The organism is Streptomyces sp. NPDC089424 (assembly GCF_044749345.1).
In the GTDB taxonomy this organism is placed as follows: Bacteria; Actinomycetota; Actinomycetes; order Streptomycetales; family Streptomycetaceae; genus Streptomyces.
Window position 1 is genome coordinate 78,229 of record NZ_JBIVHU010000003.1, and the last position, 25,663, is coordinate 103,891.

Annotated in this window: 19 protein-coding genes; 10 read left to right on the forward strand and 9 right to left on the reverse strand. The window is 70.2% G+C overall.

Features of this window, described 5'->3' with window-relative positions; translation table 11 throughout:
- Positions 1-3: 3 nt before the first annotated feature.
- The 3 genes from ACIP2X_RS15370 to ACIP2X_RS15380 form a co-directional block, all read right to left on the reverse strand.
- The gene (locus ACIP2X_RS15370; RefSeq protein WP_401672571.1) at positions 4-252 is read right to left on the reverse strand and encodes a hypothetical protein; all 249 of its coding nucleotides are present in this window, start codon (positions 250-252) and stop codon (positions 4-6) included.
- A gap of 13 nt (positions 253-265) precedes the next feature.
- Positions 266-769: a sigma factor-like helix-turn-helix DNA-binding protein gene (locus tag ACIP2X_RS15375; protein ID WP_401672574.1), complete on the reverse strand. Its 504-nt coding sequence runs from the start codon at positions 767-769 to the stop codon at positions 266-268.
- Between the two features lie 214 nt (positions 770-983).
- Positions 984-1,490 carry a MarR family winged helix-turn-helix transcriptional regulator gene (locus ACIP2X_RS15380; RefSeq protein WP_401672576.1) on the reverse strand — a complete coding sequence of 169 codons (507 nt, stop codon included), beginning with the start codon at positions 1,488-1,490 and terminating at the stop codon, positions 984-986.
- A 161-nt stretch (positions 1,491-1,651) separates the two neighbouring features.
- Between ACIP2X_RS15380 and ilvA the strand changes: the two genes are divergently transcribed.
- The 3 genes from ilvA (at position 1,652) to ACIP2X_RS15395 (ending at position 4,958) form a co-directional block, all read left to right on the forward strand.
- A complete protein-coding gene (ilvA, locus tag ACIP2X_RS15385) occupies positions 1,652-2,881 on the forward strand; it encodes a threonine ammonia-lyase (RefSeq protein ID WP_401672579.1) in 1,230 nt (409 codons plus the stop codon).
- Positions 2,882-3,090: 209 nt separating this feature from the next.
- Positions 3,091-4,113, forward strand: coding sequence for an ATP-binding cassette domain-containing protein (locus ACIP2X_RS15390; RefSeq protein ID WP_401672581.1), 1,023 nt, complete (start codon positions 3,091-3,093; stop codon positions 4,111-4,113).
- Positions 4,110-4,958: an ABC transporter permease gene (locus ACIP2X_RS15395; RefSeq protein ID WP_401672584.1), complete on the forward strand. Its 849-nt coding sequence runs from the start codon at positions 4,110-4,112 to the stop codon at positions 4,956-4,958. The genes ACIP2X_RS15390 and ACIP2X_RS15395 overlap by 4 nt, the downstream gene beginning before the upstream one ends.
- A gap of 174 nt (positions 4,959-5,132) precedes the next feature.
- Here ACIP2X_RS15395 and greA read toward each other — a convergent pair whose 3' ends face one another.
- Together greA and ACIP2X_RS15405 are read right to left on the reverse strand one after the other, a co-directional pair.
- Positions 5,133-5,633, reverse strand: a complete 501-nt coding sequence (gene greA, locus ACIP2X_RS15400; RefSeq protein ID WP_401672586.1) for a transcription elongation factor GreA — start codon at positions 5,631-5,633, stop codon at positions 5,133-5,135.
- Between the two features lie 168 nt (positions 5,634-5,801).
- Positions 5,802-6,200: a DUF4307 domain-containing protein gene (locus ACIP2X_RS15405; RefSeq protein ID WP_401672588.1), complete on the reverse strand. Its 399-nt coding sequence runs from the start codon at positions 6,198-6,200 to the stop codon at positions 5,802-5,804.
- Positions 6,201-6,368: 168 nt separating this feature from the next.
- Between ACIP2X_RS15405 and mca the strand changes: the two genes are divergently transcribed.
- Positions 6,369-7,229, forward strand: coding sequence for a mycothiol conjugate amidase Mca (mca, locus tag ACIP2X_RS15410; protein WP_401674446.1), 861 nt, complete (start codon positions 6,369-6,371; stop codon positions 7,227-7,229).
- Positions 7,222-7,488, forward strand: coding sequence for a hypothetical protein (locus ACIP2X_RS15415; protein ID WP_401672591.1), 267 nt, complete (start codon positions 7,222-7,224; stop codon positions 7,486-7,488). Before mca ends, ACIP2X_RS15415 begins: the two co-directional genes overlap by 8 nt.
- A 514-nt stretch (positions 7,489-8,002) precedes the next feature.
- On the opposite strand, the gene ACIP2X_RS15420 is transcribed toward ACIP2X_RS15415, so the two are convergent.
- From ACIP2X_RS15420 to ACIP2X_RS15430, 3 genes are all read right to left on the reverse strand, one after another.
- On the reverse strand, positions 8,003-11,203 hold the full coding sequence (locus ACIP2X_RS15420) for a tetratricopeptide repeat protein (RefSeq protein WP_401672593.1): 3,201 nt from the start codon (positions 11,201-11,203) through the stop codon (positions 8,003-8,005).
- Positions 11,204-11,353: 150 nt separating this feature from the next.
- The gene (locus ACIP2X_RS15425) at positions 11,354-15,676 is read right to left on the reverse strand and encodes a caspase family protein (RefSeq protein WP_401672595.1); all 4,323 of its coding nucleotides are present in this window, start codon (positions 15,674-15,676) and stop codon (positions 11,354-11,356) included.
- Positions 15,673-16,041 carry a hypothetical protein gene (locus tag ACIP2X_RS15430; RefSeq protein WP_401672597.1) on the reverse strand — a complete coding sequence of 123 codons (369 nt, stop codon included), beginning with the start codon at positions 16,039-16,041 and terminating at the stop codon, positions 15,673-15,675. The genes ACIP2X_RS15425 and ACIP2X_RS15430 overlap by 4 nt, the downstream gene beginning before the upstream one ends.
- A 149-nt stretch (positions 16,042-16,190) precedes the next feature.
- Between ACIP2X_RS15430 and ACIP2X_RS15435 the strand changes: the two genes are divergently transcribed.
- The 5 genes from ACIP2X_RS15435 to ACIP2X_RS15455 all read left to right on the forward strand — a co-directional run bounded on the left by ACIP2X_RS15435 (position 16,191) and on the right by ACIP2X_RS15455 (position 24,925).
- The gene (locus ACIP2X_RS15435) at positions 16,191-18,224 is read left to right on the forward strand and encodes a thioredoxin domain-containing protein (RefSeq protein WP_401672600.1); all 2,034 of its coding nucleotides are present in this window, start codon (positions 16,191-16,193) and stop codon (positions 18,222-18,224) included.
- 194 nt (positions 18,225-18,418) lie between these two features.
- The gene (locus ACIP2X_RS15440; protein ID WP_401672602.1) at positions 18,419-19,681 is read left to right on the forward strand and encodes a glycosyltransferase; all 1,263 of its coding nucleotides are present in this window, start codon (positions 18,419-18,421) and stop codon (positions 19,679-19,681) included.
- Positions 19,678-21,327 (forward strand): ArnT family glycosyltransferase, encoded by a 1,650-nt coding sequence (locus ACIP2X_RS15445; RefSeq protein WP_401672604.1) that lies wholly within the window; start codon positions 19,678-19,680, stop codon positions 21,325-21,327. The genes ACIP2X_RS15440 and ACIP2X_RS15445 overlap by 4 nt, the downstream gene beginning before the upstream one ends.
- Complete coding sequence (locus tag ACIP2X_RS15450) at positions 21,324-22,526, forward strand: glycosyltransferase (protein WP_401672606.1); 1,203 nt, start codon at positions 21,324-21,326, stop codon at positions 22,524-22,526. Before ACIP2X_RS15445 ends, ACIP2X_RS15450 begins: the two co-directional genes overlap by 4 nt.
- Positions 22,523-24,925: a galactose oxidase-like domain-containing protein gene (locus tag ACIP2X_RS15455; protein WP_401672608.1), complete on the forward strand. Its 2,403-nt coding sequence runs from the start codon at positions 22,523-22,525 to the stop codon at positions 24,923-24,925. Before ACIP2X_RS15450 ends, ACIP2X_RS15455 begins: the two co-directional genes overlap by 4 nt.
- Here the strand turns inward: ACIP2X_RS15455 and ACIP2X_RS15460 are convergent.
- Complete coding sequence (locus ACIP2X_RS15460; RefSeq protein ID WP_401672611.1) at positions 24,922-25,653, reverse strand: Mut7-C RNAse domain-containing protein; 732 nt, start codon at positions 25,651-25,653, stop codon at positions 24,922-24,924. The two genes, ACIP2X_RS15455 and ACIP2X_RS15460, sit on opposite strands and share 4 nt — an antisense overlap.
- Between the last annotated feature and the right edge of the window lie 10 nt (positions 25,654-25,663).

Consider the following 25,663-nt stretch of genomic DNA (forward strand, 5'->3'; position numbering starts at 1 on the left):
GCCCTACCAGCCGGTGAGCGGTGGGGTCGTCTGCGACGGCGGCTCCACCCAGGGGCGCTCGGTCAGCGCCCACACGGTGAAGGCCACGGTCACCGCGAACAGCAGCAGCCAGGCCAGCCGCAGGGCGAGGGCCCGGCGCCGCAGCAGGCGCTCACCGAGGCGCACGGCGTCGGCGCCGAGGTCCGGTGGCACCCGGGGTGACGTCCGCTCCATGACCCGGCGCGCGGCGGACTCGCGATCGGCCCGGCTCACGGCGATCTCCCGGTCATGACGCCGCCATCCGCGCGCCGGTCACCGCGGTCGCCGCCGGCCGGGCCGGGTGCAGCAGGGTCGCGGTCGCCCGGTCGCACAGGGCGTGGACCCGTTCCGCGGGCAGCCCGAGCAGGGCCGCCGTCTGTTCCTCGGGGACCCCCTCGTACAGCCGGAGGACCACCACCAGGCGTTCCTGCGGGGTGAGTTCGGCGAGCGCGCTGCCGGGGTGCGGGCGGGCCCGGCCGAGCGCGCCGTACTGGTGCCAGGCGCGGTGCGCGAAGCGGACGGCGAGGCACGCGCGCGTGCGGTCGTAGGGGTCCTCGCCGCGCAGCCGGTCCCAGGAGGCGTACGTTCTGGCCAGGGCCAGCGTGAGCAGGCGCCGCGCGCGCGGGTTGGCGTCGGGGGCCTCGGCGGTCAGGAGCGTGGCGGTGTGCAGCAGCCGTCCCGCCGCGCCGGCGACGAACGCCTCGAACTCCTGGGCCCGGCGGGCACCTTGAACCGCTTGCCGTTCTCGCACCGTGCCTCCCGCCTGAGGCCGACCTGAGGAAGGGTTCCCGCCGACGCAGCCGGCGCACCGGACGCGTACCCGCATGCGACCGCGGGGACCCGGTCTCATATGAGGGCAGGCGCGCCCTTTCGGTCAAGAGCCGCGCACGGTGGGATGCCGATCGCGGAGGCGGCGTGCGGGGCGGCGGCTCCCGGCCGGCCCGGTGCCCCGCGGGCCGCGGTCCTCAGGAAGCCGACGGGGCTTCCGGCCCCGGCACGCCCGGGACGGCCATCCGCGCCGAGAGGGCGTGGTTGAAGCGGGTGAGGAGGGTGCAGAAGGCCTCGCGCTCCTCCGGTTCCCATTCCTGCGTGAGCTCGGCCATCAGCTGGCGCCTGGAGGAGCGCACCTCCTCGAGCCGCGCCGAACCGCGCGGGGAGAGCTGGAGCACCACGGCGCGCCCGTCCTCGGGGTGCGAGGTGCGCTTGACCAGACCCGTGTCGACGAGCGGAGCCACCTGCCGGGTGACGGTCGAGGAGTCGATGCCCATGCTCGCGGCGAGCGCCTTGACGCCCATCGGCCCCTCCTTGTCGAGCCGGTTCAGGAGCAGGTACGCGGCGCGGTCCATGGAGTTGCGGACCTGCCCGACCCCGCCGAGCCGGGTCTGCTCGGCACGTCGGGCGAACACGGCGACCTCGTGCTGCAGCGCGTCGAGAAGGCCGGTGTCACCGACGGTCGTCATGTCCATCGACATTTCAGGTGTTGTGGGCATGGCCGGGGGCTCACTTCATGCTGGGTGCTGGGTTGGGGGACAGGGTACGCGGCCGGGCGGCGGGCCGTACCGGCGCTGCGCAAACCCGTCTCGGACGTTGGTCACAGCGCGTTCGGCGGGGTGTGAACTGGGAGACTTGAGTCATGAACTACCGCAAGGCCCCCTCCTTGCCCTCGGTCACCCTGGACGACGTGCGCGGCGCGCAGAAGATGCTGAGCGGCGTCGCACGGGTCACCGCGATGGAGGGCAGCAGGTATCTGACCCAGCTGGTGGACGCGCCGGTCCTCCTCAAGTGCGAGAACCTCCAGCGGACGGGCTCGTTCAAGCTGCGCGGCGCCTACGTCAGGATCGCCGGTCTGCTGCCCGAGGAGCGTGCCGCGGGGGTGGTCGCGGCGAGCGCCGGCAACCACGCGCAGGGCGTCGCCCTGGCGTCCTCGCTGCTCGGGGTCCACGCCACGGTGTTCATGCCGAGGGGCGCCCCGCTGCCCAAGATCAGCGCGACCCGGGAGTACGGGGCGGAGGTGCGTCTGCACGGACAGGTGGTCGACGAGACCCTGGCCGCCGCACAGGAGTACGCCGCCGAGACCGGCGCCGTGTTCATCCACCCCTTCGACCACCCGGACGTCATCGCGGGTCAGGGCACCGTCGGCCTGGAGATCCTGGAGCAGTGCCCCGAGGTGCGCACGATCGTCGTCGGCATCGGCGGCGGCGGGCTGGCGGCCGGTGTCGCGGTCGCGGTGAAGGCCCTGCGGCCCGACGTGCGGATCGTCGGGGTGCAGGCGGCGGGCTCGGCGGCGTATCCTCCCTCGCTGGCGGCCGGGCGCCCGGTGGCGATCGGGAACCCGGTGACGATGGCCGACGGCATCCGGGTCGGCAGGCCCGGCGACGTGCCGTTCGCGCTCGTCGGAAATCTGGTGGACGAGGTCCGGACGGTCAGCGAGGATGAGCTGTCCACCGCGCTGCTGCTCTGTCTCGAGCGGGCGAAGCTGGTCGTGGAGCCCGCCGGGGCGAGTCCGGTGGCGGCGCTGCTGAGCGATCCGGGTGCCTTCGAGGGCCCGGTCGTGGCGGTGCTCTCGGGCGGCAACGTGGATCCGGTCCTGATGCAGCGCGTGCTGCGGCACGGGATGGCGGCGCAGGGCCGCTACCTGGCCGTACGCCTGCGGCTGACGGACCGGCCGGGTGCCCTCGCGACGCTTCTCGGGGCGTTGTCAGTGGTGGACGCTAACGTCCTCGACGTGAGCCATGTACGGACCGATCCTCGGCTCGGGTTCACGGAGGCGGAGGTCGAACTGCACCTGGAGACGAAGGGCCCGGCGCACTGCGTCGAGGTCGGGGAGGCCCTGCGCGAGGCGGGCTACACCGTCATCGACTGAGCCGCCGCCGGGCGGCGGACTGCTCGCGAAGGCCGAGGTCGGGCCGGAATCGGGTCAAGATCGCCAACTCTTCGTCCCTCGTTCGGGCAAGTGTCGTTGAGAGACGCGATACATCGCGTTATGGTGTGTCTCGTGGCCCCGCCCATCAGCCGGGACGAATCCCGCAGCCCCAGTGCTCCAGCAGCACCCCAACCGACGTGGAGACTCATATGCCAGGCGCCATCTACGCCGAAGGTCTGGTCAAGACCTTCGGTGACGTAAGGGCTCTGGACGGCGTCGACCTCGATGTCCCCGAGGGCACCGTCCTCGGCCTGCTCGGGCCGAACGGCGCCGGCAAGACGACGACGGTCCGCTGTCTGACGACCCTGCTGCGCCCCGACAGCGGCCGAGCCGTCGTCGCGGGCATCGACGTGCTCGCCCGCCCCGACGACGTGCGGCGCTCCATCGGCCTGTCCGGCCAGTTCGCGGCCGTGGACGAATACCTGACCGGCCGGGAGAACCTCCAGATGGTCGGCCAGCTCTACCAGATGAGCGCGAAGGCCGCGAAGGTCCGCGCGGGCGAGCTGCTCGACCAGTTCAACCTCGCGGACGCCGCCGACCGGCCCGCCAAGACCTACTCGGGCGGTATGCGCCGCCGGCTCGACCTGGCCGCGGCGCTCGTGGTCTCGCCGCCCGTGATGTTCATGGACGAGCCGACGACCGGCCTCGACCCGCGCAACCGCCAGCAGCTGTGGGAGGTCATCAAGCAGTTGGTCTCCGGCGGTACGACGCTGCTGCTGACCACGCAGTACCTGGAGGAGGCCGACCACCTCGCGCACGACATCGCGGTGGTCGACCAGGGCCGCGTGATCGCCCGTGGCACCTCCGACCAGCTCAAGGCCCGCACCGGCGGCGAGCGCGTCGAGGTCGTGGTGCACGACCGCGAGCACATCGCCGCCGCCGCCGAGGTGCTGGCCGGCTTCGGCAAGGGCGAGACCACCGTCGAGGAGCACACCCGCAAGCTGACGGTGCCCGTCACCGGTGGTGCCAAGCTGCTCGCCGAGGTCATCCGCGAGCTGGACGTCCGCGGCATGGAGATCGACGACATCGGCCTGCGCCGCCCGACCCTCGACGACGTGTTCCTGTCCCTGACGGGACACGCGGCCGAGGTCAAGGACGAGGAGCAGGGCGAGGCGGGCGACGCGTCCGCCGAGGCCAAGGGCCGCAAGCGCAAGAAGGAGTCCGTCAAGTGAGTGCCGTCACCGACGCCACCCCGCAGCGGGCCGCGCGCCCGCATCCGCTCGGCCAGTCCGTCAGGGACTCCCTGATCGTCGCCAAGCGCAACCTGATCCGGATGTCCCGGATCCCCGAGATGATCATCTTCGGCCTGTTCCAGCCGATCATGTTCGTGGTGCTGTTCAGCTATGTGTTCGGCGGCTCCATGAACATCGGCGGCAGCACCGAGCCCGGCATCTACCGCGAGTTCCTGATGGCGGGCATCTTCGCCCAGACCGTGACCTTCGCCACGGCCGGCGCGGGCGCGGGCATCGCCGAGGACATGCACAAGGGCCTGGTCGACAGGTTCCGCTCGCTGCCCATGGCCCGCGGGGCGGTGCTGACCGGCCGCACCCTGGCCGACCTGGTGCAGACGGCGCTCACCCTGCTGGTGCTCGCGATCGTCGCCCTGCTGGTCGGCTGGCGCACCCACACCAACGTGGGCGAGGTGCTCGGCGCGTTCGGGCTGCTGCTTCTGATGGGATACGCGTTCACCTGGATCGGCGCGCTGATCGGCCTCTCCGTGCGGACGCCCGAGGCGGCCACCTCCGGCGGGCTGGTCTGGCTCTTCCCCGTCACCTTCGTGTCGAACGCCTTCGTGGACTCCAGCCAGATGACGCCCTGGCTGCGGCACATCGCCGAATGGAACCCGTTCAGCGCCACGGTGCAGGCCTGCCGCGAGCTGTTCGGCAACCCCGGGGTCTCCCAGTCCGACGCCTGGCCCATGCAGCACCCGGTCCTGGCCTCGCTGATCTACTCGGTCCTGATCGTCGTCATCTTCAGGACCCTCGCGGTGCGGAAGTACCGCTCGGCCACGGCCTGAGGCGGCCGAGTCCGCGCCCGTGCCCAAGTCCGGTCGGCCGTTCGCCGCGGCCGGCCGGCGTGCACGGCTGACCTGAGCATGGTGAAGCCCCCGGCGTCGAGCGGACGCCGGGGGCTTCGGGGCAGGGGTCGACCGAGGCCGGCGCGGCAGCGGTCCGCCGCCGCGCCCGCGGGGTCAGCCGCTGTAGGGCTCGGCCTTCAGGATCTTCACGGAGGCCTTCTTGCCGTTCGGCAGCTCGTACTCCGCGTCGTCGCCGACCTTGTTTCCGATCACGCCGGCCCCCAGCGGGGACTGCGGCGAGTAGGTCTCGATGTCGGTGCTCGCGTACTCGCGCGAAGCGAGCAGGAACGTCAGGGTGTCGTCCTCGTCACCGTCGAAGGCGATCGTCACGACCATGCCGGGCGCCACGGCGCCGTCCGTCGAGGTCGGCGCCTCGCCGACCTGGGCGTTGTCGAGGAGCTGGGTCAGCTGGCGCACACGAAGCTCCTGCTTGCCCTGCTCCTCCTTGGCCGCGTGGTACCCGCCGTTCTCGCGCAGGTCGCCCTCCTCGCGCGCTGCCGCGATCTTGGCGGCGATCTCCGTGCGCGCAGGACCAGTAAGGTACTCAAGCTCGTCCTTGAGCTTGTTGTACGCCTCCTGGGTCAGCCAGGTGACGTTCTCGCTGGTCTGGGTCACAGGTGCTCCTCGTCGGTACTGGGGATACAAAGCATCGCCCTACCCAGAAGAATGTTCCTCCATGAGTGGGCGAAACCACGAGCCTAACAATTCAGGGACGGAAGGGGTAGGACATTCGTGCCCAAAATCACGTCAATGCAGGTCAGAGCCCGTAGATAAGGAGTGACGTCAGTTGGCGTGGCAGCCCAGCAGCTCCGCCGTGGTCCCCGGTGCGGTCGTGCGCAGCGTGACCACCTCCTTGAGGCGCTCGGCGTCCCCGCCGAAGCGGAAGTCGGCCCGGCCGACCTCGGCGCCGTCGGCCGACTGGGAGCGGACCGTGCAGTAGCCGGAGGCGCCCGCGTCCTTCTCCACCGCCAGCTCGACCTTCACCGCTTCGTCCGAGAGATCGAAGCTGATCACTTCGGCGCTGATCTTGTTCTGCCCGATGTAGTGGTAGGCGAAATAACCGATCACCGCGATGAGCAGCGCACCGAGGGCCACACCGACGACCTTGAGAGTGCGGTCGGCGCGCTCGTCCGAGGAACGGCCGTAACGGCCCTCGGGCAGTCCCGTGCTCGCCGTGCTCATGATCGTCCTCTCGGCCGGGGCGGGATCCATGTCCCGAAGGGGTCTTCCGGGTCGTACCCCGGAATTAATCGCCCCCCGATTCGGTCACTATAGAAGCCGCCGTTCGCACCCGGTCACACCGGGCGCCGACCAAACGAGGATTGAGTCTTGACTGACCAGCTGCGACTGATGGCCGTCCACGCGCACCCCGACGACGAGTCGAGCAAGGGCGCGGCCACCATGGCGAAGTACGTGTCCGAGGGGGTGGACGTGCTGGTCGTGACCTGCACGGGCGGGGAGCGCGGGTCCATCCTCAATCCCAAGCTGCAGGGCGACAAGTACATCGAGGAGCACATCCACGAGGTACGCAAGAAGGAGATGGACGAGGCACGCGAGATCCTCGGCGTCGGGCAGGAGTGGCTCGGCTTCGTCGACTCCGGCCTGCCCGAGGGCGACCCCCTGCCGCCGCTGCCGGAGGGCTGCTTCGCCCTGGAGGACGTCGACAAGGCGGCCGGCGAGCTGGTGAAGAAGATCCGCTCGTTCCGTCCGCAGGTGATCACCACCTACGACGAGAACGGCGGCTACCCGCACCCCGACCACATCATGACCCACAAGATCTCGATGGTGGCCTTCGAGGGCGCGGCGGACACCGAGAAGTACCCGGAGTCCGAGTACGGGCCCGCCTACCAGCCGCTGAAGGTGTACTACAACCAGGGCTTCAACCGCCCGCGCACCGAGGCGCTGCACAAGGCGCTGGTGGACCGCGGCATGGAGTCCCCCTACGGGGAGTGGCTCAAGCGCTGGGACGACTCCGGCCACAAGGACCGCACGCTGACCACCCACGTGCCCTGCGCCGACTACTTCGAGATCCGCGACAAGGCGCTGATCGCGCACGCCACGCAGATCGACCCCGACGGGGGCTGGTTCCGGGTGCCGCTGGAGCTCCAGAAGGAGGTCTGGCCCACCGAGGAGTACGAGCTCGCGAAGTCCCTCGTCGCCACCTCCCTCCCCGAGGACGACCTCTTCGCGGGCGTCCGCGACAATGCCTGACATGAGCGCAAGCGCGAGCATGGCAATGACCCACCTCGTCACCCTCGCCAAGGAGGTCGACGAGGACAAGGTGACCCCCGGCGTCCTCGGCTTCATCGTCTTCGCGGTGATGGCCCTGGCCGTCTGGGGCCTGATGAAGTCGATGAACCGGCACATGGGCCGGGTCGACTTCAAGGAGGCTCCCGAGGACCCGGCGGGGGCGGTCGGCAGGGGGAGCACGGGGCCGGGGCCCCAGGGGCAGCCGTCGTCCCAGAGCTGAGCCGCCTCGCACCCTGGCGGTGCGAGGCCCCACTTCTTGAGCGGACCCCGCCCTGAGCGACGCCTCGTTCCGGGCCCGCCGTGGGCCCCTCCGGCCGGCGGCCCTGCACGGGGCCGCCGGTCAGGGCGTGGCGTGGGTTGCGCGCGAAATGCGCCGCATGGCGCACACCGGACCACGCGCTGTCGGGGTCCCGCCTGGTCATGGCGCTGCGTTGGCCGCCGCCGGCAACGGCGTGCCGTGGATTGCGCGTGTCCGGGGGCTGCGAGGGTCTGCCGGGCTACGCCCCGCCGGGGTCCCCCCGCCCGGTCAGGGCATCCCGTCGGCCGCCGTCGGTTCACGGCGCGCCCTGAGCCACGCGTACCAGGGCGTCGCCGGGCAACGCGCTGCGGGGATTCCCGCCGGGCAGCGCGCGCCCTGGACGTCGTCGCGACCGGCGCGGCATGGGGTCCCGCCGGGCCGTTGAGCGTAGCCGCCCGCAGGCTCAGGGCGCTCCACTCCGTGGCCGCGGCGACCGTCAGAGGGGCGTGGGGACCGGCACGCCCATCACCTCGCGGGCGTGGCGGCTGGGGGTCATTCCCAGACGCCAGCCCTGCCAGCCGGCCTCCAGCTCCACGCCCCGCTCCAGCAGCAGCTGATACGCCTCCACGTAGTCGTCGAGCTTCTCGTCCCGTGCCGGATGGCCCGCCCGGGACAACTGCGCCAGTTCCTCCTGCGCCACCGCCGTACCGACGTCCACACCACCCGGAGCGGCGTACGGCAGCAGGGTGCAGCGCAGGAAGCGGGCCCAGTCCTCGCCGCGGCGGTCGCCGTACGAGGCGAACAGGCCGACCGCCTCGTCGCACAGCGCCAGCGCCGACGCCGTGCGCGCGTTGCCCGCGTCGACGACCGCGAGCTCCAGACAGGTCCACGCCTCGCCGTGGGCGACACCGATGCGGTGGAAGTCCGCGCGGGCGTCGACCAGGAGCTGACGGGCGAAGCCCGAGTTGCGCAGCGAACCCGTCTGGGCGGCGCGCTGGTCGCGCGTCGCGCGAGCCGAGTGATGACGGGCGCAGGCCAGGCCGTAGACGTCCCGCATCCGCGAGAACATCGTGCGGGAACGCTCCAGCTCGCGGACCGCCTGGTCGAGGTCGCCCGACTCCTCCAGCGACTGCCCCAGGTAGTAGAGGGTCCACGCCTCGCCGCGCGCGTCCTCGTTGTCACGGTGCCGGGCCGCGGCCCGGCGCAGCTCCTCCACCGCGGGGAACGCGTCACCCGCCACCAGCCGGGCCCGCGCCAGCTGGGTCAGGGCCCAGGCCTGGCCACGGGCGTCGCGCGTACGCCCGTACAGCTCCAGGGCCCGGCGCAGCTCCGTCTCCGCGTGCGGTACGTCACCGAGTCGCAGGTACAGCTGGCCGAGCTGGAAGTGCGCCCAGGCCTCGCCGTGCAGGGACTCGCCGGCCCGGTGCAGCTCCAGGGAACGGTTCAGCAGGTCGAACGCCTCGGCGAGGTGCGCGCGATCGCGTTCCACCGCGGCCAGCGCGTGCATCGTCCAGGCCCGGTCCGTGGCCAGCGACGGCGCGGCCTGCATGTCGAGGGCCTCCCGGAGCCGGGCCGCCGCCTCGGTGAGGTTGCCCTGGTGGTGCAGGGTGATGCCGAGGGAGCACAGGGCACGGGCCGCGCCCGCGTCGTGGTGCGCCTCCCGGTACAGGTCGACCACCGACGTCAGCGTCGTGCGCGCCTTGTCCAGCTCGCCCAGCTGGCGGGCCGCGATACCGGTGCGCCACTGGACCGAGCGGAGCAGCAGGCCCTGGTCGACGGCCTGCGCGAGCTCACTGATCTCACCGAGGCGGTAGAGGTCGCCGCGCAGCAGGCAGTAGTCGCACAGCGCGCCCAGCAGGTTCAGCACGGCACCCTGGTCGATGCCCTCCGCGTGCCGCAGCGCGGCCGTGATGAAGCTGGACTCGTCGTCCAGCCAGCGCAGCGCCTCGTCCAGCGAGGTGAAGCCGTGCGGGCCGAAGCGGTCGGAGCGCGTCGACATGTTGCCGTCGACCAGCCGCAGCACGGAGTCGGCGAGGTCGGCGTAGTTCACGATCAGCCGCTCCTGCGCGGCCACCCGCTCGCTCGCCTCCTCCTCGTCCACCAGCCGGGCGTGCGCGAAGGCCCGGACGAGGTCGTGCAGGCGGTAGCGGCTGCCGCGGACATGGTCGATGAGGCCCGCGCGGGACAGCGCGACCAGATGCCGGCTCGCCTCGGCCTGGTCCGTGGCGAGCAGCGACGCCGCCGCCGCGACGCCGAGCGAGGCCCGGCCGACGAGGGCGAGGCGCCGCAGCAGCCGCCGGGCCGGTTCGCTCTGGTCGGTGTAGCGCAGCCACAGGGCGCGTTCGACCGGGTCCACGGGGCCGTACGCGCCGAGGTCCGACGCCAGCGCGCGAGGTGAGCGCGGGCCAAGCGAGGACCCCGCGACGCGCAGCGCCAGCGGAAGACCGCCGCACAACTGCCGGATACGGTCGGTGGACTCGGCGTCGTACGGCCCCGTCTCACCCTGCGCCGCCGCGCCCGTCAGCTCCTCCGCGCCGGCCGCGTCGAGCGGTTCGACCGCCAGTTGGTGCACCCACGCCGGCAGGTCGCCGGGCAGGTCGAGCGGCGCCCGCGCCGTGACCAGGACCAGACTGTCGGACCGCTCGGGGATCAGCGCGCGCACCTGGTCGGGGTCGGAGGCGTCGTCGAGCACGACGGTGACCGGTACGCCCGTCAGATGGTGGTGGTAGAGCTCGCTCAACCGCTTGACCTGCTGATCCGCCGACGAACGCTCCCGGAACAGCAGTTGCTCGCGCGGCGCCCCGAGCCGGTTCAGCAGATGCAGCAGGGCCTCACGGGTGGACAGCGGCGCCTCGTCCCGGCTGTCGCCGCGCAGATCGACCACGCACGCGCCGCGGAACTGGTCCTTCAGATCATGGGTGGCGCGCACCGCGAGAGTGCTGCGGCCGCTGCCCGGCGCCCCGTGCAGCACGACCACCGTGGGCCGGGTCTGCGTACTCGCGCGCGCCGCCTGCACCCACTGCCGGATCCGCGCCATCTCCTGCCGCCGGCCCGCGAACGGGCCGACCGGTTCCGGGAGTTGTCCGAACGACTGCCGCAGCACACTCCGCCCGCGCGCCGCCCCGCTCTTGTCCGCGCCCAGCAGCTTCGGCCCCGGCTTCTTCGGCCCGGTCGACGCGGCGAGCACTCGCTGCTGGTCGAGGAACGGGCGGATGCCGCGCACCTCCAGCGCCGTCAGCCACTGCAACCGCAGCTGTTCAGGACCGCCCGGCTGCCCCACCGCACCGGCCCGGTGGTGCGCGGCCGGCAGATGCGAACCGGCCACCTTCACCACCGTCGTCGCCGCACCCACCACCCCGACCGTCACGCCCGCGCCGAGCGCCGTCGACGTCCCCGTGCCGAGCGCCAGATCGGCCACCACCGCCGCCACGGCGGCCACACCCGCCACGACCAACGGCGTCCCCGCACCGTCACGCGCGTAGCGCTGCCCGAACGTCAGCCGCCCGGCCTCCGTCTCGTCCAGGGCCCGCGTGTACGCCTCGTACTCCTCGGCGGCCGTACGCGCCATCGCGTCCAGCTCACCACGCGCCCGCGCCAGCAGCACGTTGCCGTCACCACGGCCACCGGAGCGCCGCACCTCCTCCTCCACCGCCCGTATGAGCAGCCGCTCGGCCTCCACCCGATGACCGTCCCGCATGTCCCGTCCCCCTCCGGCGCCAACTGCTACCCCTACGAGTGTCCTTGCGCGAACCCGGGATGGCGAGAGGGCGGCGATCATCGGGTGGATGCGGGTGGGGAGACGTGATGGACGTCTTGAGGGATGCCTGGTGGTTTCCCCGGAAGCAGACTACGCGTCCTTCACAACGACGAAATCGGGTAATGAGAACCCGAGTTGATGCAGACGGCTGACGATGTCCCGGGGAGAGCGCCGGGTCAGGCTCGCGGCGCGCAGAATATGGGCGGGGCTGACGGGACGTTCAGCTTCGAGCCAGGGGGGCCGTTGATCCAGGTCGTGGCTGAGGATGCGGAGGTCGTCGGCTTCGGGGTGGGGAGTGGTGGTGGTTCGGTAGCCGAGTTGTTCGAGGCGGGCGGTGATGTCCTGGGCTGAGCGGCCAGTGGTATGGGATGCCCTCAGAACGTGAGCGGGGTGCACGGTGTTGTCCAAGTTGAGCCAGGGGGCCTGCTCATCCAGATCTCGGCTGAGGATGCGGAGGTCGTCGGGTTCGAGGTGGGGAGAGGCGGTGGTTCGGTAGCCGAGTTGTTCGAGGCGGGCGGTGATGTCCTTGACCGAGCGTCCGGTCGTATGGGACGTCCTCAAGACGTGAGCGGGGTGTACGGCGGCTTCGGGGTCGAGCCACGGCTGTGGGGCGAACTCCTGCTTGAGAATAAGCAAGTCGTCTGATGTGAGGGGGTCGGGAGGGATCGGAGTGCGATGCCCGAGTTGGTTCAGTCGGGTGGTGATGTCCTGAACGGAACGTCCCGTTGTCAGAGAGGCCTGCAAGATATGGGCGGGGTGTACGGCGGCTTCGGGGTCGAGCCAGGTCCGCCCGGCGGACTGCTGGTTGAGGATTGGCAGGTCGTCGGACTTGACGGGCACGGAGAGGTCTGGGACGCGGTAACCGAGTTCACGTAGGCGATCAGCGATGTCGCCGAAAGACCGCTCGACGCCATTCGCCACTCGCAGGATGTGGCCGGGACTGACGGCGGAATCGTGGTTGAGCCAGGGAGCTTGCCCCGTGTTGTTCAGACTGAGGAGAGAAAGGTCTCCCGGCCTGGGCTCCGGGACGGAACCGGCGGGCGTGCGGAAGCCGAGTTCGTTCAGTCGGGCGATCACGTCTTCGGTGGGGCGCCCAGACCTCAGAGCACCCCGCAGGACGATACTGATGCCGACCACAGTTTCGTTCGCCCAGGCCGAATCGTCCCAATTGGGCAAGGCTAGTCCGGGAGACCAGCCGGGGAGGAGCAAGAGGGTGTCGGAAGGCGTGGGTTTGGCAGCTGCTTCCGATATTTGTGTGGAGAAATCATGGAACACACCCGCCCGGATCAGTGGACGCAGCCTGAAAGACTCCGCGGGCAACATGCTCGACGGCGACGGACCGTCAAAGCCGCCGGTTACGTGGTGGGCTGCCAGAGATTCGTCCCCGATGAAGAATCCCGACTGAGTGATGTCGGCGTCACGACGAGCGATCCTCCACGGCCGGAAATTTGCTGCCACTGCCTCGGAGAAGACCAGATCGGCCGTCTCCGGACTCTCATGCAGGAACCTCTCCAGCCAGTGATGGGTCAACACGGCGTCCTTCGCGGCGAGCAGGCTCGGGATCTCCAGACGCAGCAGCCGCTCGATCTCGGTCCTGTCGGGATCGATGATCCTTCGTCGGTCGACCGTGAGCCGCGGGGTGTTCGGCCCGGTGAGGTTGACAACGGCGCCGAACAGCCGGACTCCCGCCCACAGGCCGTCGGCCAATACAGCTCCTTGCATGCTGCACCACCACACCGCGGGCGTGGAGCTCGGTACGACGACCGCCCCCTCTCCACGAAGAGCCTTGGGCTCGTGGGGATCGCTGGTGCCCAGGGGAGCCACGTCCGAGAGGACTTTCGGTTGCCATGTCTGCGTCTCCCCGTGCTCGTCGCTTGCCTTGACGTCGAAGTCGGACAGCCACAGGAAGCGGCGGAGTACGTCGACGCAGGACACGGTGTCCGGGGGGCGGAGGTGGAGACGGACGCTGGTGTAGGCGTCCGGGCATTGTTCCATGCGTTGGATGCGAAACAGGGATCCCGGTCCGGCGATCTCCACCCGTAATTGCTGACCCGGCAGCCCCTCAGGCGTGAGCCGACAGGTTGTTACGGTGACGTCGTCGGCCAGCATGAAATAGCTGAGCACCCCCACACCGAACTGACTGTTGGGGTACATGAAAATGTTCTTGTCCTGCCATTTCGCCTTCTCCTCCAGATATTCCGACAGGTCCGAGAATCGCATTCCTGCATGAGAGAAGACGTCTCTGAGTTCCACCTCCCCCATGCCGATTCCGTTGTCGCGGCATTCCAGGTATGGGCCTCTCTCATCGGTTCCCTGGGTGAATGTGATACTCCCGCGATACGGTGTCATCTGGGTGCCCGTAGCGCGCAGGTAATTGGTTCGTGCCTCTCGGTAGCGGCAGGCGTCCAGTGCGTTCTGATACAGCTCGCGGATGGCGAGGGCGGGATCGCCGTACAGTTCCTCACCCATCAGCAGCTCTTGGATTCGGTCGTCGGCCAGTCGGAAGCGCAGCTCGGTCGACTCGTACGCCGCACGGCCGTTTTCGTCAACGGCTGCGGTCACCTGTTCAGCGGTGACGTGTACGGGCAGGTTGCGCAGCAGGGCCGGCCGTTGCTCTTCCCCGGTGCTGATGTCGATGCGCGCCAGGACGGTGTCGAGGGCGGCGGCGTGCTGGCGCAGGCCGAGGTCGACGGCGAGGTGGTGGCAGACGGCCTTCAGAGTACGGGTCCGTCCATTTGGCTCCCACCTGAGTCCGGCCAGTGTGCGGTGCACATCTGGAAGGTCCACGGCATAGCCGATCCCGATGTGGTCGACCAGCACGTCTGGCAGGGCGATGGGATCGACAGCAAAAAGGTGGGCGATGCGCAGGAGCTCCGCGAGCTGGTGCGCCCTGACTCGTTGCGCGGTCTCCGCCGCTCCGACGCTCCGTGGCCTCGCGGCGACATCCTCGGGCAGGCCAGGGAGCTGCGGAGCGCGCAAGAGCTGGGCCACCAGGGAGGGCTCCAGCACATCGTCGACAAGCCGCTTCTCCCTCGGCGACGGCTTCCCCAGGGGTACCGCGAGACGGTCTAGAAGGGCCTCCACAGCGGTCGGGTGATAGAGCCTTGCCTGTCGTGCGAGCCAGCGGTGGAAAAGCCACCAACCGATGGCGTCGGACGCCTCCGGATCCGAGCTCCGCAGGGCCCGACGTACCAATCGGGGGCGGCCTTGCAGGAAGGTTTCGTAGCTCCGTCTTGCCTTGGACGTGCTCTGCGCCTCGGTGAGGGTCGTCGGCCCGATCGCGCTGAACTGCTTCTCGTTGTGTTGCCAGAACGCCGCGTGCAGGTAGGGGTGTGTGACGAGCAGGAACACCTCGGCCGCAGAGAGCCCCAGGTCATCCGGGCGCAGACTGCTGTCGAGCAGCAGGCCGTCGGTCCACTCGGCCAACCGGTCTGTGAAGGACTGGGAGCGCCACGGACCGGTCGGCATCTCCCTTTGATGTACTGCTGCCGCGGCCTGGGCGGCAAGTGCGGTGGCCGTGTCACGCAAGAGGGATGACCCTCGCTCGTCGGTGACGTAGTTCCACAAGGGGTGGTCACGGGCCGCCGTCACCCACTCGGGCTCCTCCGCCGGTGGGGTAGCGCCGCACACAGCGGTGCCTCCCGGCGTTCCGGTGTAGGCCCGATTGCGTGCGAGCACGATCTGGTGGCCGAGATCTCGGGTGCTCATCCTGGGCTGTGGCACTCTTAAGCCCTCGATGACCTTGCCCTGCAATCTGGAGTGCAAAGCGTTGTAGACGTCGGTCATGGTCAGGTCGGCAAGATGCTCGCCGCGGCGTCCGCCGGCGAGTTCGCCGCTGAGGCCGTCGCGTAACAGCCCGGTCAGTTCGACGGTGAAGACGCTGCCCTCCGGCAGGCACAGGGATCGCTCCGTCTCGGACGCCGACGTGAGGACGCAGGCCCCGGTGATCTCCATGTCCAGCTGCGTCGGTGTCTGTTCCTCTGCCATGGAAAGTGCCCGGCCGCTGAAACAGCAGTCGATGACGACCACCTTCCGATGCGCGGCCGACCCGGACACCAACTCGCGGATGTCGTCGTACTTCACCGAGTGATACGGGCGTTGCCCACTCGACTCCCGCGTGGCGAGGAGGAAGGAACGATCCCGGCCGCCGAAGTGTCCATGGCCCGCGTAGTACACGAGGAGTAGATCGGTGGCCTCCCGCGCGGCGCTGTGCAAGGCGTCCAGCAGTTGCTGCTGCGTGCCGTCGTGCGCTACGACCGTGCAGTCCTCCTCGGTCAGTCCGCCCACGTCCTCGCTGGTGAGCAACTCGCGCAGGACCGGGATGTTGTGCCGGACGCCGTCGAGGCAGGCCAGCTCACGGAACTCATGGACACCGAAAAGGACGGCACGTGACCGCCTGCCGTCCGAGGTCACTCGTCGGCTCCCGCAGTTCCCGCGTCGAGACGGCGCAGGAGGTCCGCCAGTTCCTCCGCGGACAGATGGCCGATCTCCACCGTGGTGTCTCCGTGGACCAGAGTCTGACCGTCCGAGATTCGGGAGCCGGATCCCTCCTGCTCGTCCCGGTGCACCGAACGCCAGGTCACGTATGCCAGGGCGAAGTTCGCGATCTCCACGGCGTTGCCCAGGACGACATCCAGTGATTCCAGCACGCCCATCGTCGGGCCGGTTCCGGGGACGGCGTCGACCGTCACCCGAGCGGTACCCGGATCACGGGTCAGCCATGACTGGAGATCAATGAGCCCTTCCTCGTCACCCTCACCCAAGAGGCGAATCTTCATCCCCCACCACCTTGTACTCATGGATGTACATGCGTGCTGTGCCGTGAGCGTAGCGAGGGTGGCGGCTGTGGGGGGCGTATCGTGCGACCTGGGCAGGCGTGGTGATCAGCTGCATGCACTATGGGCCTCCCGTGCGCAAGACTGGACCTATGCCGAACCGACTGGCGCACGAGACGTCCCCGTACCTGCTGCAGCACGCCGACAACCCCGTCGACTGGTGGCCCTGGTCGCAGGAGGCGTTCGAGGAGGCGCGACGGCGGGATGTCGCCGTGCACCTCAGCGTCGGCTACTCGAGCTGTCACTGGTGCCATGTCCTGGCCAAGGAGAGCTTCGAGGACCAGGCCACCGCCGACTACCTCAACGAGCACTTCGTCAACATCAAGGTCGATCGGGAGGAGCGGCCCGATGTCGACGCGGTGTACATGGAGGCCGTGCAGGCGGCGACCGGGCAGGGTGGGTGGCCGATGACCGTGTTCCTCACGGCGGAGGGGGAGCCGTTCTACTTCGGGACGTACTTCCCGCCGGCGCCCCGGCACGGGATGCCCTCCTTCCGGCAGGTGCTGGAAGGGGTCGGTTCCGCGTGGCGGGACCGGCGTGACGAGGTCACCGACGTGGCCGGGAAGATCGCGCGGGATCTCGCCGAGCGGGAGATCGGGTTCGGCGGCTCCGAGGCGCCCGGTGAGGAGGAGCAGGCGCAGGCGCTGCTCGGGCTGACCCGGGAGTACGACGCGCGGCGCGGCGGCTTCGGCGGGGCGCCGAAGTTCCCGCCGTCCATGGCCGTGGAGTTCCTGCTGCGCCATCACGCGCGCACGGGTGCCGAGGGCGCGTTGCAGATGGCGCAGGACACCTGTGAGCGGATGGCCCGGGGCGGGATCTACGACCAGCTCGGGGGCGGGTTCGCGCGCTACTCGGTGGACCGGGACTGGGTGGTGCCGCACTTCGAGAAGATGCTGTACGACAACGCCCTGCTGTGCCGGGTGTACGCCCATCTGTGGCGCGCCACCGGCTCCGAGCTGGCCCGGCGGGTGGCGTTGGAGACCGCGGACTTCATGGTCGCCGAACTCCGCACGGAGCAGGGCGGTTTCGCCTCCGCGCTGGACGCGGACAGCGACGACGGGACGGGGCGGCACGTCGAGGGGGTGTACTACGTCTGGACGCCCGCGCAGTTGCGCGAGGTCCTCGGGGACGACGACGCCGAACTCGCGGTCCGGCACTTCGGGGTGACCGAGGAGGGCACGTTCGAGGAGGGCGCCTCGGTTCTGCAGCTTCCGCAGTCCGACGGGGTGTTCGACGCGGAGCGGGTCGAGTCGGTCAAGGAGCGGCTGCGGGCGGCGCGTGCCGGGCGTCCGGCGCCGGGGCGGGACGACAAGGTCGTGGCCGCCTGGAACGGTCTGGCGATCGCGGCGCTGGCCGAGACCGGTGCCTACTTCGAACGTCCCGACCTGGTGGAGGCCGCTGTGGCCGCCGCCGACCTGCTCGTCCGTGTCCATCTCGACGACCAGGCAAGGCTGGCCCGGACCAGCAAGGACGGCCGGGTCGGCGGCAACGCGGGCGTGCTGGAGGACTACGCCGACGTGGCCGAGGGCTTCCTCGCGCTGGCGGCCGTCACCGGTGAGGGCGTCTGGCTGGAATTCGCCGGGTTGCTGCTGGACCACGTGCTCGTGCGTTTCACGGACGAGAAGACGGGTGGCCTGTTCGACACCGCGGCCGACGCCGAGAAGCTGATCCGCCGTCCGCAGGATCCGACCGACAACGCGACCCCGTCGGGCTGGACCGCGGCGGCGGGCGCGCTGCTGAGCTATGCCGCGCAGACCGGCGCCGAGCCTCATCGCCTCGCCGCGGAGCGGGCGTTGGGCGTGGTGAAGGCGCTGGGGCCGCGGGTGCCGCGGTTCATCGGCTGGGGTCTCGCCGTCGCGGAGGCCTGGCTGGACGGGCCGCGTGAGGTGGCCGTCGTCGGGCCCGCGCTCGACGACGAGGCGACGAGGTCCCTGCACCGCGTGGCGCTGCTGGGTACGGCGCCGGGTGCGGTGGTCGCGTACGGCGTGCCGGGGAGCGAGGAGTTCCCGCTGCTCGCCGACCGTCCGCTGGTGGGCGGTGAACCGACTGCGTACGTGTGTCGCAATTTCACGTGTGACGCGCCGACGACGGATCCGGAGCGGTTGGGTGCGGCGCTGAAGGCCTGATCAGAGGCCGGTCAAGGCGGCGCAATTGTGCACGTGTTCGGACACGTCCCCCTAGGCGCCGTACCGTTCCGAAACAAGCTATTTATCGGAACAGCTACCGCGCTTCACAGTTCCCCCCTACTCTCTCCACAGTGCCGCGGCGGACGAACTGCTCCGCCGCGCCTGGGGGGATTTTGAAGATCTGGGGGGATCTTTTGCTGACGTCTGTCTTCATTGCCGCCGTTTCGCTTGCCCTGTTCTGGATGGCGGCCTTCACCCTGTGGTGGCAGATGCACGCGTGGCGTACGCCCGAGGTGCTCGCCTCCACACGTTTCAGCCGGCCGGACGGCGCCGAGCACGTGTCGTTCTCGCTGTTGCTTCCGGCCCGGCACGAGCAGGCCGTACTGGACCACACCATCCAGCGCCTGCTGGAGTCCACGCACACCGACTTCGAGATCATCGTCATCGTCGGGCACGACGACCCGGAGACCACCGAGGTGGCCCGGCGGGCGGAGGCCCGTGACCCGCGCGTGCGGGTCGTCGTCGACACCCACGAGAAGAAGAACAAGCCGAAGGCCATGAACACGGCGCTGCCGCACTGCCGCGGCGACGTCGTCGGGGTCTTCGACGCCGAGGACCAGGTGCACCCCGAACTGCTCGCCCATGTCGACCACGCGTTCCGGTCCACCGGCGCGGACGTGGTCCAGGGCGGGGTGCAGCTGATCAACTTCCACTCCAGCTGGTACAGCCTGCGCAACTGCCTGGAGTACTTCTTCTGGTTCCGCTCCCGGCTCCATCTGCACGCCCAGAAGGGGTTCATCCCGCTCGGCGGCAACACGGTCTTCGTCCGCACGGACGTGCTGCGCGAGGCCGACGGCTGGGACCCCAACTGCCTCGCTGAGGACTGCGACCTGGGGGTGCGGCTGTCCAGCGTCGGCAAGAAGGTGGTCGTCGCCTACGACTCCGACATGGTCACCCGCGAGGAGACCCCGGGCAGTCTGATGTCCCTGCTCAAGCAGCGCACCCGCTGGAACCAGGGCTTCCTCCAGGTCTACCGGAAGAAGGACTGGAAGCAGCTGCCGGGCTTCCGTCAGCGGCTGCTCGCCCGCTACACCCTGATGACGCCGTACCTCCAGGCGATCTCCGGCGTGATCATCCCGCTCAACGTGGCCATCGCCCTCTTCCTCGACGTGCCGGTCGGCGTCGCCTTCATCACCTTCCTGCCGGCCGTCACCGCGCTCGTGACCTTCGTCTTCGAGCTCGTCGGGCTGCACGACTTCGGCAAGCAGTACGGGCTGCGGGTACGTCTCGTGCACTACCTCAAGCTCATCATCGGCGGGCCCTTCTACCAGGTGCTGCTCGCCGGAGCCGCTGTCCGCGCAGTGTGGCGTGAGCAACGCGGCCGTAACGACTGGGAGTTGACCAGCCACGTCGGCGCACATCTCGCGCACGTGAACCGAGAGGACGTTCCTGCGTGACCTCCACACTTCCCGCGGCGACCGAAGTCAAGGTCCCCGCGCAGCGGACAGCTGTGCCCAGAACCGGTCCGACACACCGGGCAGATCGACCCAAGAGGCTACGTTCCTCCCGTCCCGACCTGCTCCTGTGCGGGCTGCTGCTCGTGGCGATCCTCGTCGTGCAGGGCTGGAACATCGCCGACTACCCGACCCTCAGCGACGACGAGGGCACCTACCTCGCGCAGGCCTGGGCCGTGCAGGAGGGCCGGGGCCTGGCCCACTACACCTACTGGTACGACCACCCGCCGTTCGGCTGGATCCAGATCGCCGTACTGACCTGGATTCCCGCGTACTTCGCGCCGGAGTCGATGACCGTCGGCTCGATGCGCGTGATGATGCTGGTGATCAGCGCGATCAGCGCGGTCCTCGTGTACGTCCTGGCGCGCCGCCTGTCGCTGCCCCGCTGGGCGGCCGGGCTCGCGATGGCCCTGTTCGGGCTCTCCCCGCTGTCGGTGGTCCTGCAGCGGGAGATCTTCCTGGACAACATCGCGGTGATGTGGACGCTCCTCGCGTTCACCCTCGCCGCCTCCCCGAGCCGTCACCTGTGGCACCACTTCGGGGCGGGCATGGCGGCCGCGGCCGCGGTCCTCACCAAGGAGACGATGCTGCTGGTGCTGCCGGCCGTGCTGCTGACCATGTGGCGGCACAGTCATCGCGACACCCGCAAGTTCGCCATCACCGGCGCCATCACCGCGTGCGTGCTGCTGGGCGTCTCGTACCCTCTGTTCGCCCTGCTGAAGGGCGAGTTGCTGCCGGGCAGCGGGCATGTCTCGCTGTGGGACGGCATCGTCTACCAGATGAGCCGCCCCGGCTCCGGGTTCATCCTCGAAGCCGGCACCGGCTCCTACGGGGTGCTCCAGTCCTGGCTGTACTACGACCGGGTGCTGCCCCTCGGCGGGCTCGCCGGCGCGCTGCTGCTCCTTGTCACCTGGCGCTGGTCGGTGACCGCGCGGGCGCTCGCCGGCCCCGCGCTGGCGGTGGCGATCCTCGCCGGGATGGCGCTGCGGCCGGGCTATCTGCCCGCGATGTACATCATCCAGGCGCTCCCGTTCCTCGCCCTGGTGCTCGCCGGGGCGGCGGCCTCCGTCGCCCACGCCGTGCTGCGGCGACGGCGCCGGGTGGGCGAGGCGAAGTACCTGACGGGAGGCCGGTACGGGCTCGCCGTCGTCCTCGCGCTCGCCGCGGGCGCGTACGTCGTGCCGCGCTGGTACGACGGCGATCGCACCGCGATGACCGCCGACGCGAACGCCCCGTACCGGGCGGCCTCGAAGTGGCTGTCCACCGAGGTCGACGACCCCCAAGACACCCGCGTCCTGGTCGACGACGCCCTCTGGCTGGACCTCGTGCACCAGGGGTACCGGCCCGGGCTCGGCGTCATCTGGTTCTACAAGGCCGACCTCGACCCGGCCGTCACCAAGACCATGCCGAACGGCTGGCGCGACCTCCACTACGTGGTCGCCTCGCCGACGGTACGACGCGACGCGGTCGACCTGCCGAACGTCAAGGCCGCCATGGAGCACTCGACGCCGGTCGCCGTGTTCGGCGCCGGTGAGGACCGGATCGAGATCCGGCGGATCCAGAGCGCCGGGACGGGAGGCGTCCGATGAGCCAGGAGTCCGTGGTCCCCGGCGAACTGGGGGATCCGGCGGCGTACGCCGCCGAGGTGCCCGAGCCGGGCGCCGTGACCATCGTCGTACCGACCTTCAACGAGTCCGCCAACATTCGTGAACTGCTGCACCAGATCACCGAGTCGGTGCCGTCCCGGCTGCCCTGCGAGGTCGTCTTCGTCGACGACTCCACGGACGACACCCCGGAGGTGATCCAGAAGGCCGCCCAGGACTGTCCCTTTCCGGTGACCCTGCTGCACCGCGAGGAGCCCGTGGGCGGGCTCGGCGGCGCGGTGGTCGAGGGCATCAGGACGGCCGGGTCCGACTGGATCGTCGTCATGGACGGCGACTGCCAGCATCCGCCCTCCCTGGTGCCGGAGCTGGTGGGGACGGGGGAGCGGGCGAACGCCGGACTGGTCGTCGCCTCCCGCTACATCAAGGGCGGCAGCCGCGCCGGACTCGCCGGCAGCTACCGCGTGGCCGTCTCACGGGTGGCGACCTGGCTGACCAAGTCGCTCTTCCCGCGCAGGCTGCACGGCATCAGCGACCCGATGAGCGGCTTCTTCGCCATCCGCCGCAGCGCCGTCACCGCCGAGGTCCTCCAGCCGCTCGGCTACAAGATCCTCCTCGAACTCGCGGTGCGCAGCCGTCCCCGCGAGGTCACGGAGGTCCCGTTCGTCTTCCAGGACCGCTTCGCCGGGGAGTCCAAGTCGACCGCGCAGGAGGGGATGCGCTTCCTGCGGCACCTCGTCGGGCTGCGCACCGCCTCCCCGCTCGCCCGGATGATCGTCTTCGGGCTGATCGGGCTGACCGGTTTCGTGCCGAACCTCGCCGGGCTCTGGGCGCTGACCGCGGCCGGGATGCACTACCTGCCGGCCGAGATCCTCGCCAACCAGCTCGGTGTGGCCTGGAACTTCCTGCTCATCGAGAAGCTGCTGTTCCGTGAGCGGCGGCAGTTCCGGCACTGGGCCGACCGCACCGCGCGGTTCGCACTGCTCGCCAACGCCGACCTGTTGGTGCGCATCCCGCTGATCGCGCTGCTGGTCTCCACGTTCGGGATCGGCGCGCTCCCGGCCACCGCGCTGGCGCTCGTCATCACCTTCGTCCTGCGCTTCGTGGGGACCGAAGCGCTGGTGTACCTCCCGCGCCGTCCAGGCCGCCACGGAAAACGGAGCCGCACAGCAAGGAGCACCACATGAGATCACGACGCAGAACCGCATTGCTGGCCGTCGCCGGACTCACCGGCGGGCTTCTCCTGACCGCGCCCCAGCCCGCGTCCGCCGCCAACCTCATCAAGAACCCCGGCTTCGAGACGGCGGGCACCGGCGACATGCCGTACTGCTGGTCGAAGTCCGGCTGGGGCGACAACGACTTCACCTTCGAGACGGTGGCCGACGCCCGCACGGGCACCAAGGCCATGAAGGTCACACTGACGCGACGCCTGGAGGGCGACCGCAAGGCGCTGATCACCGAGTCCGCCACGTGCGCGCCGGTCGTGACGCCGGGCAAGCAGTACGACCTGGGCCTCTGGTACAAGTCGACGACGCCGGACGCCAACATCACGCTGTTCCGGCACGACGCGACCGCCGGCTGGCAGTACTGGACCGACCTGAAGACCCTTCAGATGGCGGGCTCCTGGACGGAGGCCACGGTGCGCACGCCGGAGGTCCCGGCGGGCACCGACCGGATCTCCTGGGGGGTCTCCGTCTACGGCACCGGCTCCGTGACCACCGACGACTACACGATGGACCAGGTCGCCGAACCGGTCCCGGAGCCGGACTGCACGGGCACGCCGCAGGAGTGCGCCAACGGCCGGTGGGACGTGCTGCCCGTGCAGAACCCGGTGCGCTCGATGCACTCCGTGGTGCTGCACAACGGCAAGGTGCTGCTGATCGCGGGCTCCGGCAACAACACGGACATGTTCGAGGCGGGCACGTTCACCTCCGCGGTCTACGACCCGCAGACCGGCGACTACGAGGTCATCCCCACGCCGGACGACATGTTCTGCGCCGGCCATGTGCAGCTGTCCGACGGCCGGGTGCTGATCATGAGCGGCAACAAGGGCTATCCGTCGGCGGACGGCACGATCGGCTACCAGGGTTACAAGGACTCGTACATCTTCGACCCCGCGACCGAGTCGTACATCAAGACGAACGACATGAACGACGGGCACTGGTACCCGTCGGCGACGATCCTCGGCAACGGTGACGTCATCTCCTTCGGCGGGCTGAAGGAGGACTCCACCGGTTCGGTGACCGCGGAGCTGTGGTCCGAGGACGAGCAGCAGTGGCAGCCGCTGTGGAAGGTCAACCAGACCTGGTCGTACTGGGGCCTGTACCCGTCGATGATCCTGATGCAGGACGGCCGCCTGTTCTACTCGGGCAGCCATGTCTTCGGCAACAACATCCCCGGCACCGGCTCCGCGATCTACGACTACGGCGCCAACACCGTCACCCAGGTGCCCGGGCTGCAGAACAAGGACGAGCGGGACCAGTCGGCGAGCGTGCTGCTGCCCCCGGCGCAGGACCAGAAGGTGCTCACCCTGGGCGGCGGCAACATCGAGTCCAACCCGGTGGCGAACCGCCTGACCGACGTCATCGACCTGAAGCAGCCCAACCCGTCGTACGTCGCCGGCCCGCCCATCCCGCAGGGCACCGTCGACCTCGGCAACGGGCCCGTCCCGCAGACCGGCGGCCAGGGCAAGATGTACGTCTCCGCCGTGCTGCTGCCGGACGGCAAGGTCCTGGAGACCGGCGGCGCGCTGCACAACCGCGCCAACCCGGTCTTCGAGTCGTCGCTCTACGACCCGGAGACGAACACCTTCGACCCGGTGGCCGCCGACCCCGAGGCCCGCGGCTACCACTCCTCGGCGTTCCTGCTGCCCGACGGCCGGGTCATGACCACCGGTGACAACCCGGGCAACGGCACCTGGAACCACAACGTGTCCATCTACACCCCGCCGTACCTGCTCAAGGGCGAGCGTCCGGCGATCACCTCGGTGATCGACACCCAGTGGAACTACGGCGACACCCAGCGCATCACGGTCGACCGGCCCATCGCCAAGGCCGAGCTGATCCGCCCGGCGGCGGTGACGCACTCCTCCGACCCGAACCAGCGGTTCGTGGACCTGCCGCTGAGCGTCGACGGCAACAACATCGACCTCAATGTGACGAGCAACCCCAACATGGCCCCGCCCGGCTGGTACATGCTCTTCGCGGTCGACGCGAACGGCGTGCCGTCGGTGGCCAAGTGGGTGCACCTGTCGGGCCCGCAGGCCCTGCGGGCGACGGACGCCTCCGCGCACGTCCACTCCTTCGCCGACGACCTGTCCGGCAAGGTCGCGGGTCCCGGCAAGAAGCGGGCCTCGCAGAAGGTCCCCACCACCATCGCCGGCTGCGACCGCCACTACGGCTCGGCCAACGTCTGCGTCCCGACGGCCTTCCCGAAGGACGTGAAGAAGACGACGGCGGCCCGCTGCACCTGGCTGAAGAGCCACGACTACGGCCGGCTGAAGGTCAACGGCAAGGACGACCCGCTGCGCCTCGACCCGAACCGGGACGGCGTGGCCTGCGGAAAGGGTGATGTGCGCCGGGCCTAGCCCCGGCCGGGGAACTCGGTGAGGGCGCGCTCCACGATGGCCACCAGCTGCTCGTGGTGCGCGCCCTTCCAGTACGCCCGCCCGCACGCGCGGCACTGCGCGAAGACGTCGTACGACCGCTGCGTGCCGCCCTTGAGCTGCTCGGCGACCTCCTCCTTGGTGGCCTCCCGCAGCAGGCCGTTGCAGGCGGTGCACCGCGTCCAGGGGCGCAGCTCGGGGGCGAACCGGTCGAGGACGTCACGGAGTTGGTCCTCGGGGCTGGTGCTGTACACATAGGCGCCGGCCCACAGCTCGCGGCGGCGCAGCAGGCCGCGGTCGCGGCTGAGCATGACCCGGCGCTCGGCGGCCGAGCGGGCGGCGAGCGCCGGGTCGCCGATGTCCGTGGACTCGTAGGCCGTGTCGACGCCGAGCAGGCGCAGCCGGCGGGCGAGGGTGCCGAGGTGGACGTCGAGGAGGAACCGCAGCGGGGCGCCGGTGACCTGCTGCGGACGCCGGACCGCGCGGACGGTGACCGTCTCGCCGTCGCGGGGCACATGGGCCGGCGGCACCGGGCTGCCGTCCACGACGAGCGCGCCCACCTCGGTGAGCGGGACGCCGAGCGACTCGACGACATGGCCGAGCGTCGAGACCCCGTCCGTGCTGACCGGGGTGGCGCCGCGGCGCCGGCCGTTCGGCACGAACAGGCGCAGTTCGGCGGCGAATTCGACGTGGATCTCGGGTCGGTTCACCTGATCAGCA

Excerpts from the sequence above, each read along its gene's own strand:
- ACIP2X_RS15435 (WP_401672600.1), top strand. The coding sequence starts at position 16,191 with ATGCCGAACCGACTGGCGCACGAGACGTCCCCGTACCTGCTGCAGCAC.
- ACIP2X_RS15390 (WP_401672581.1), top strand. The coding sequence starts at position 3,091 with ATGCCAGGCGCCATCTACGCCGAAGGTCTGGTCAAGACCTTCGGTGAC.
- mca (WP_401674446.1), top strand. The coding sequence starts at position 6,369 with ATGGCCGTCCACGCGCACCCCGACGACGAGTCGAGCAAGGGCGCGGCC.
- ACIP2X_RS15405 (WP_401672588.1), bottom strand. The coding sequence starts at position 6,200 with ATGAGCACGGCGAGCACGGGACTGCCCGAGGGCCGTTACGGCCGTTCC.
- ACIP2X_RS15380 (WP_401672576.1), bottom strand. The coding sequence starts at position 1,490 with ATGTCGATGGACATGACGACCGTCGGTGACACCGGCCTTCTCGACGCG.
- ilvA (WP_401672579.1), top strand. The coding sequence starts at position 1,652 with ATGAACTACCGCAAGGCCCCCTCCTTGCCCTCGGTCACCCTGGACGAC.
- ACIP2X_RS15415 (WP_401672591.1), top strand. The coding sequence starts at position 7,222 with ATGCCTGACATGAGCGCAAGCGCGAGCATGGCAATGACCCACCTCGTC.
- ACIP2X_RS15430 (WP_401672597.1), bottom strand. The coding sequence starts at position 16,041 with ATGAAGATTCGCCTCTTGGGTGAGGGTGACGAGGAAGGGCTCATTGAT.
- ACIP2X_RS15420 (WP_401672593.1), bottom strand. The coding sequence starts at position 11,203 with ATGCGGGACGGTCATCGGGTGGAGGCCGAGCGGCTGCTCATACGGGCG.
- ACIP2X_RS15450 (WP_401672606.1), top strand. The coding sequence starts at position 21,324 with ATGAGCCAGGAGTCCGTGGTCCCCGGCGAACTGGGGGATCCGGCGGCG.
- ACIP2X_RS15455 (WP_401672608.1), top strand. The coding sequence starts at position 22,523 with ATGAGATCACGACGCAGAACCGCATTGCTGGCCGTCGCCGGACTCACC.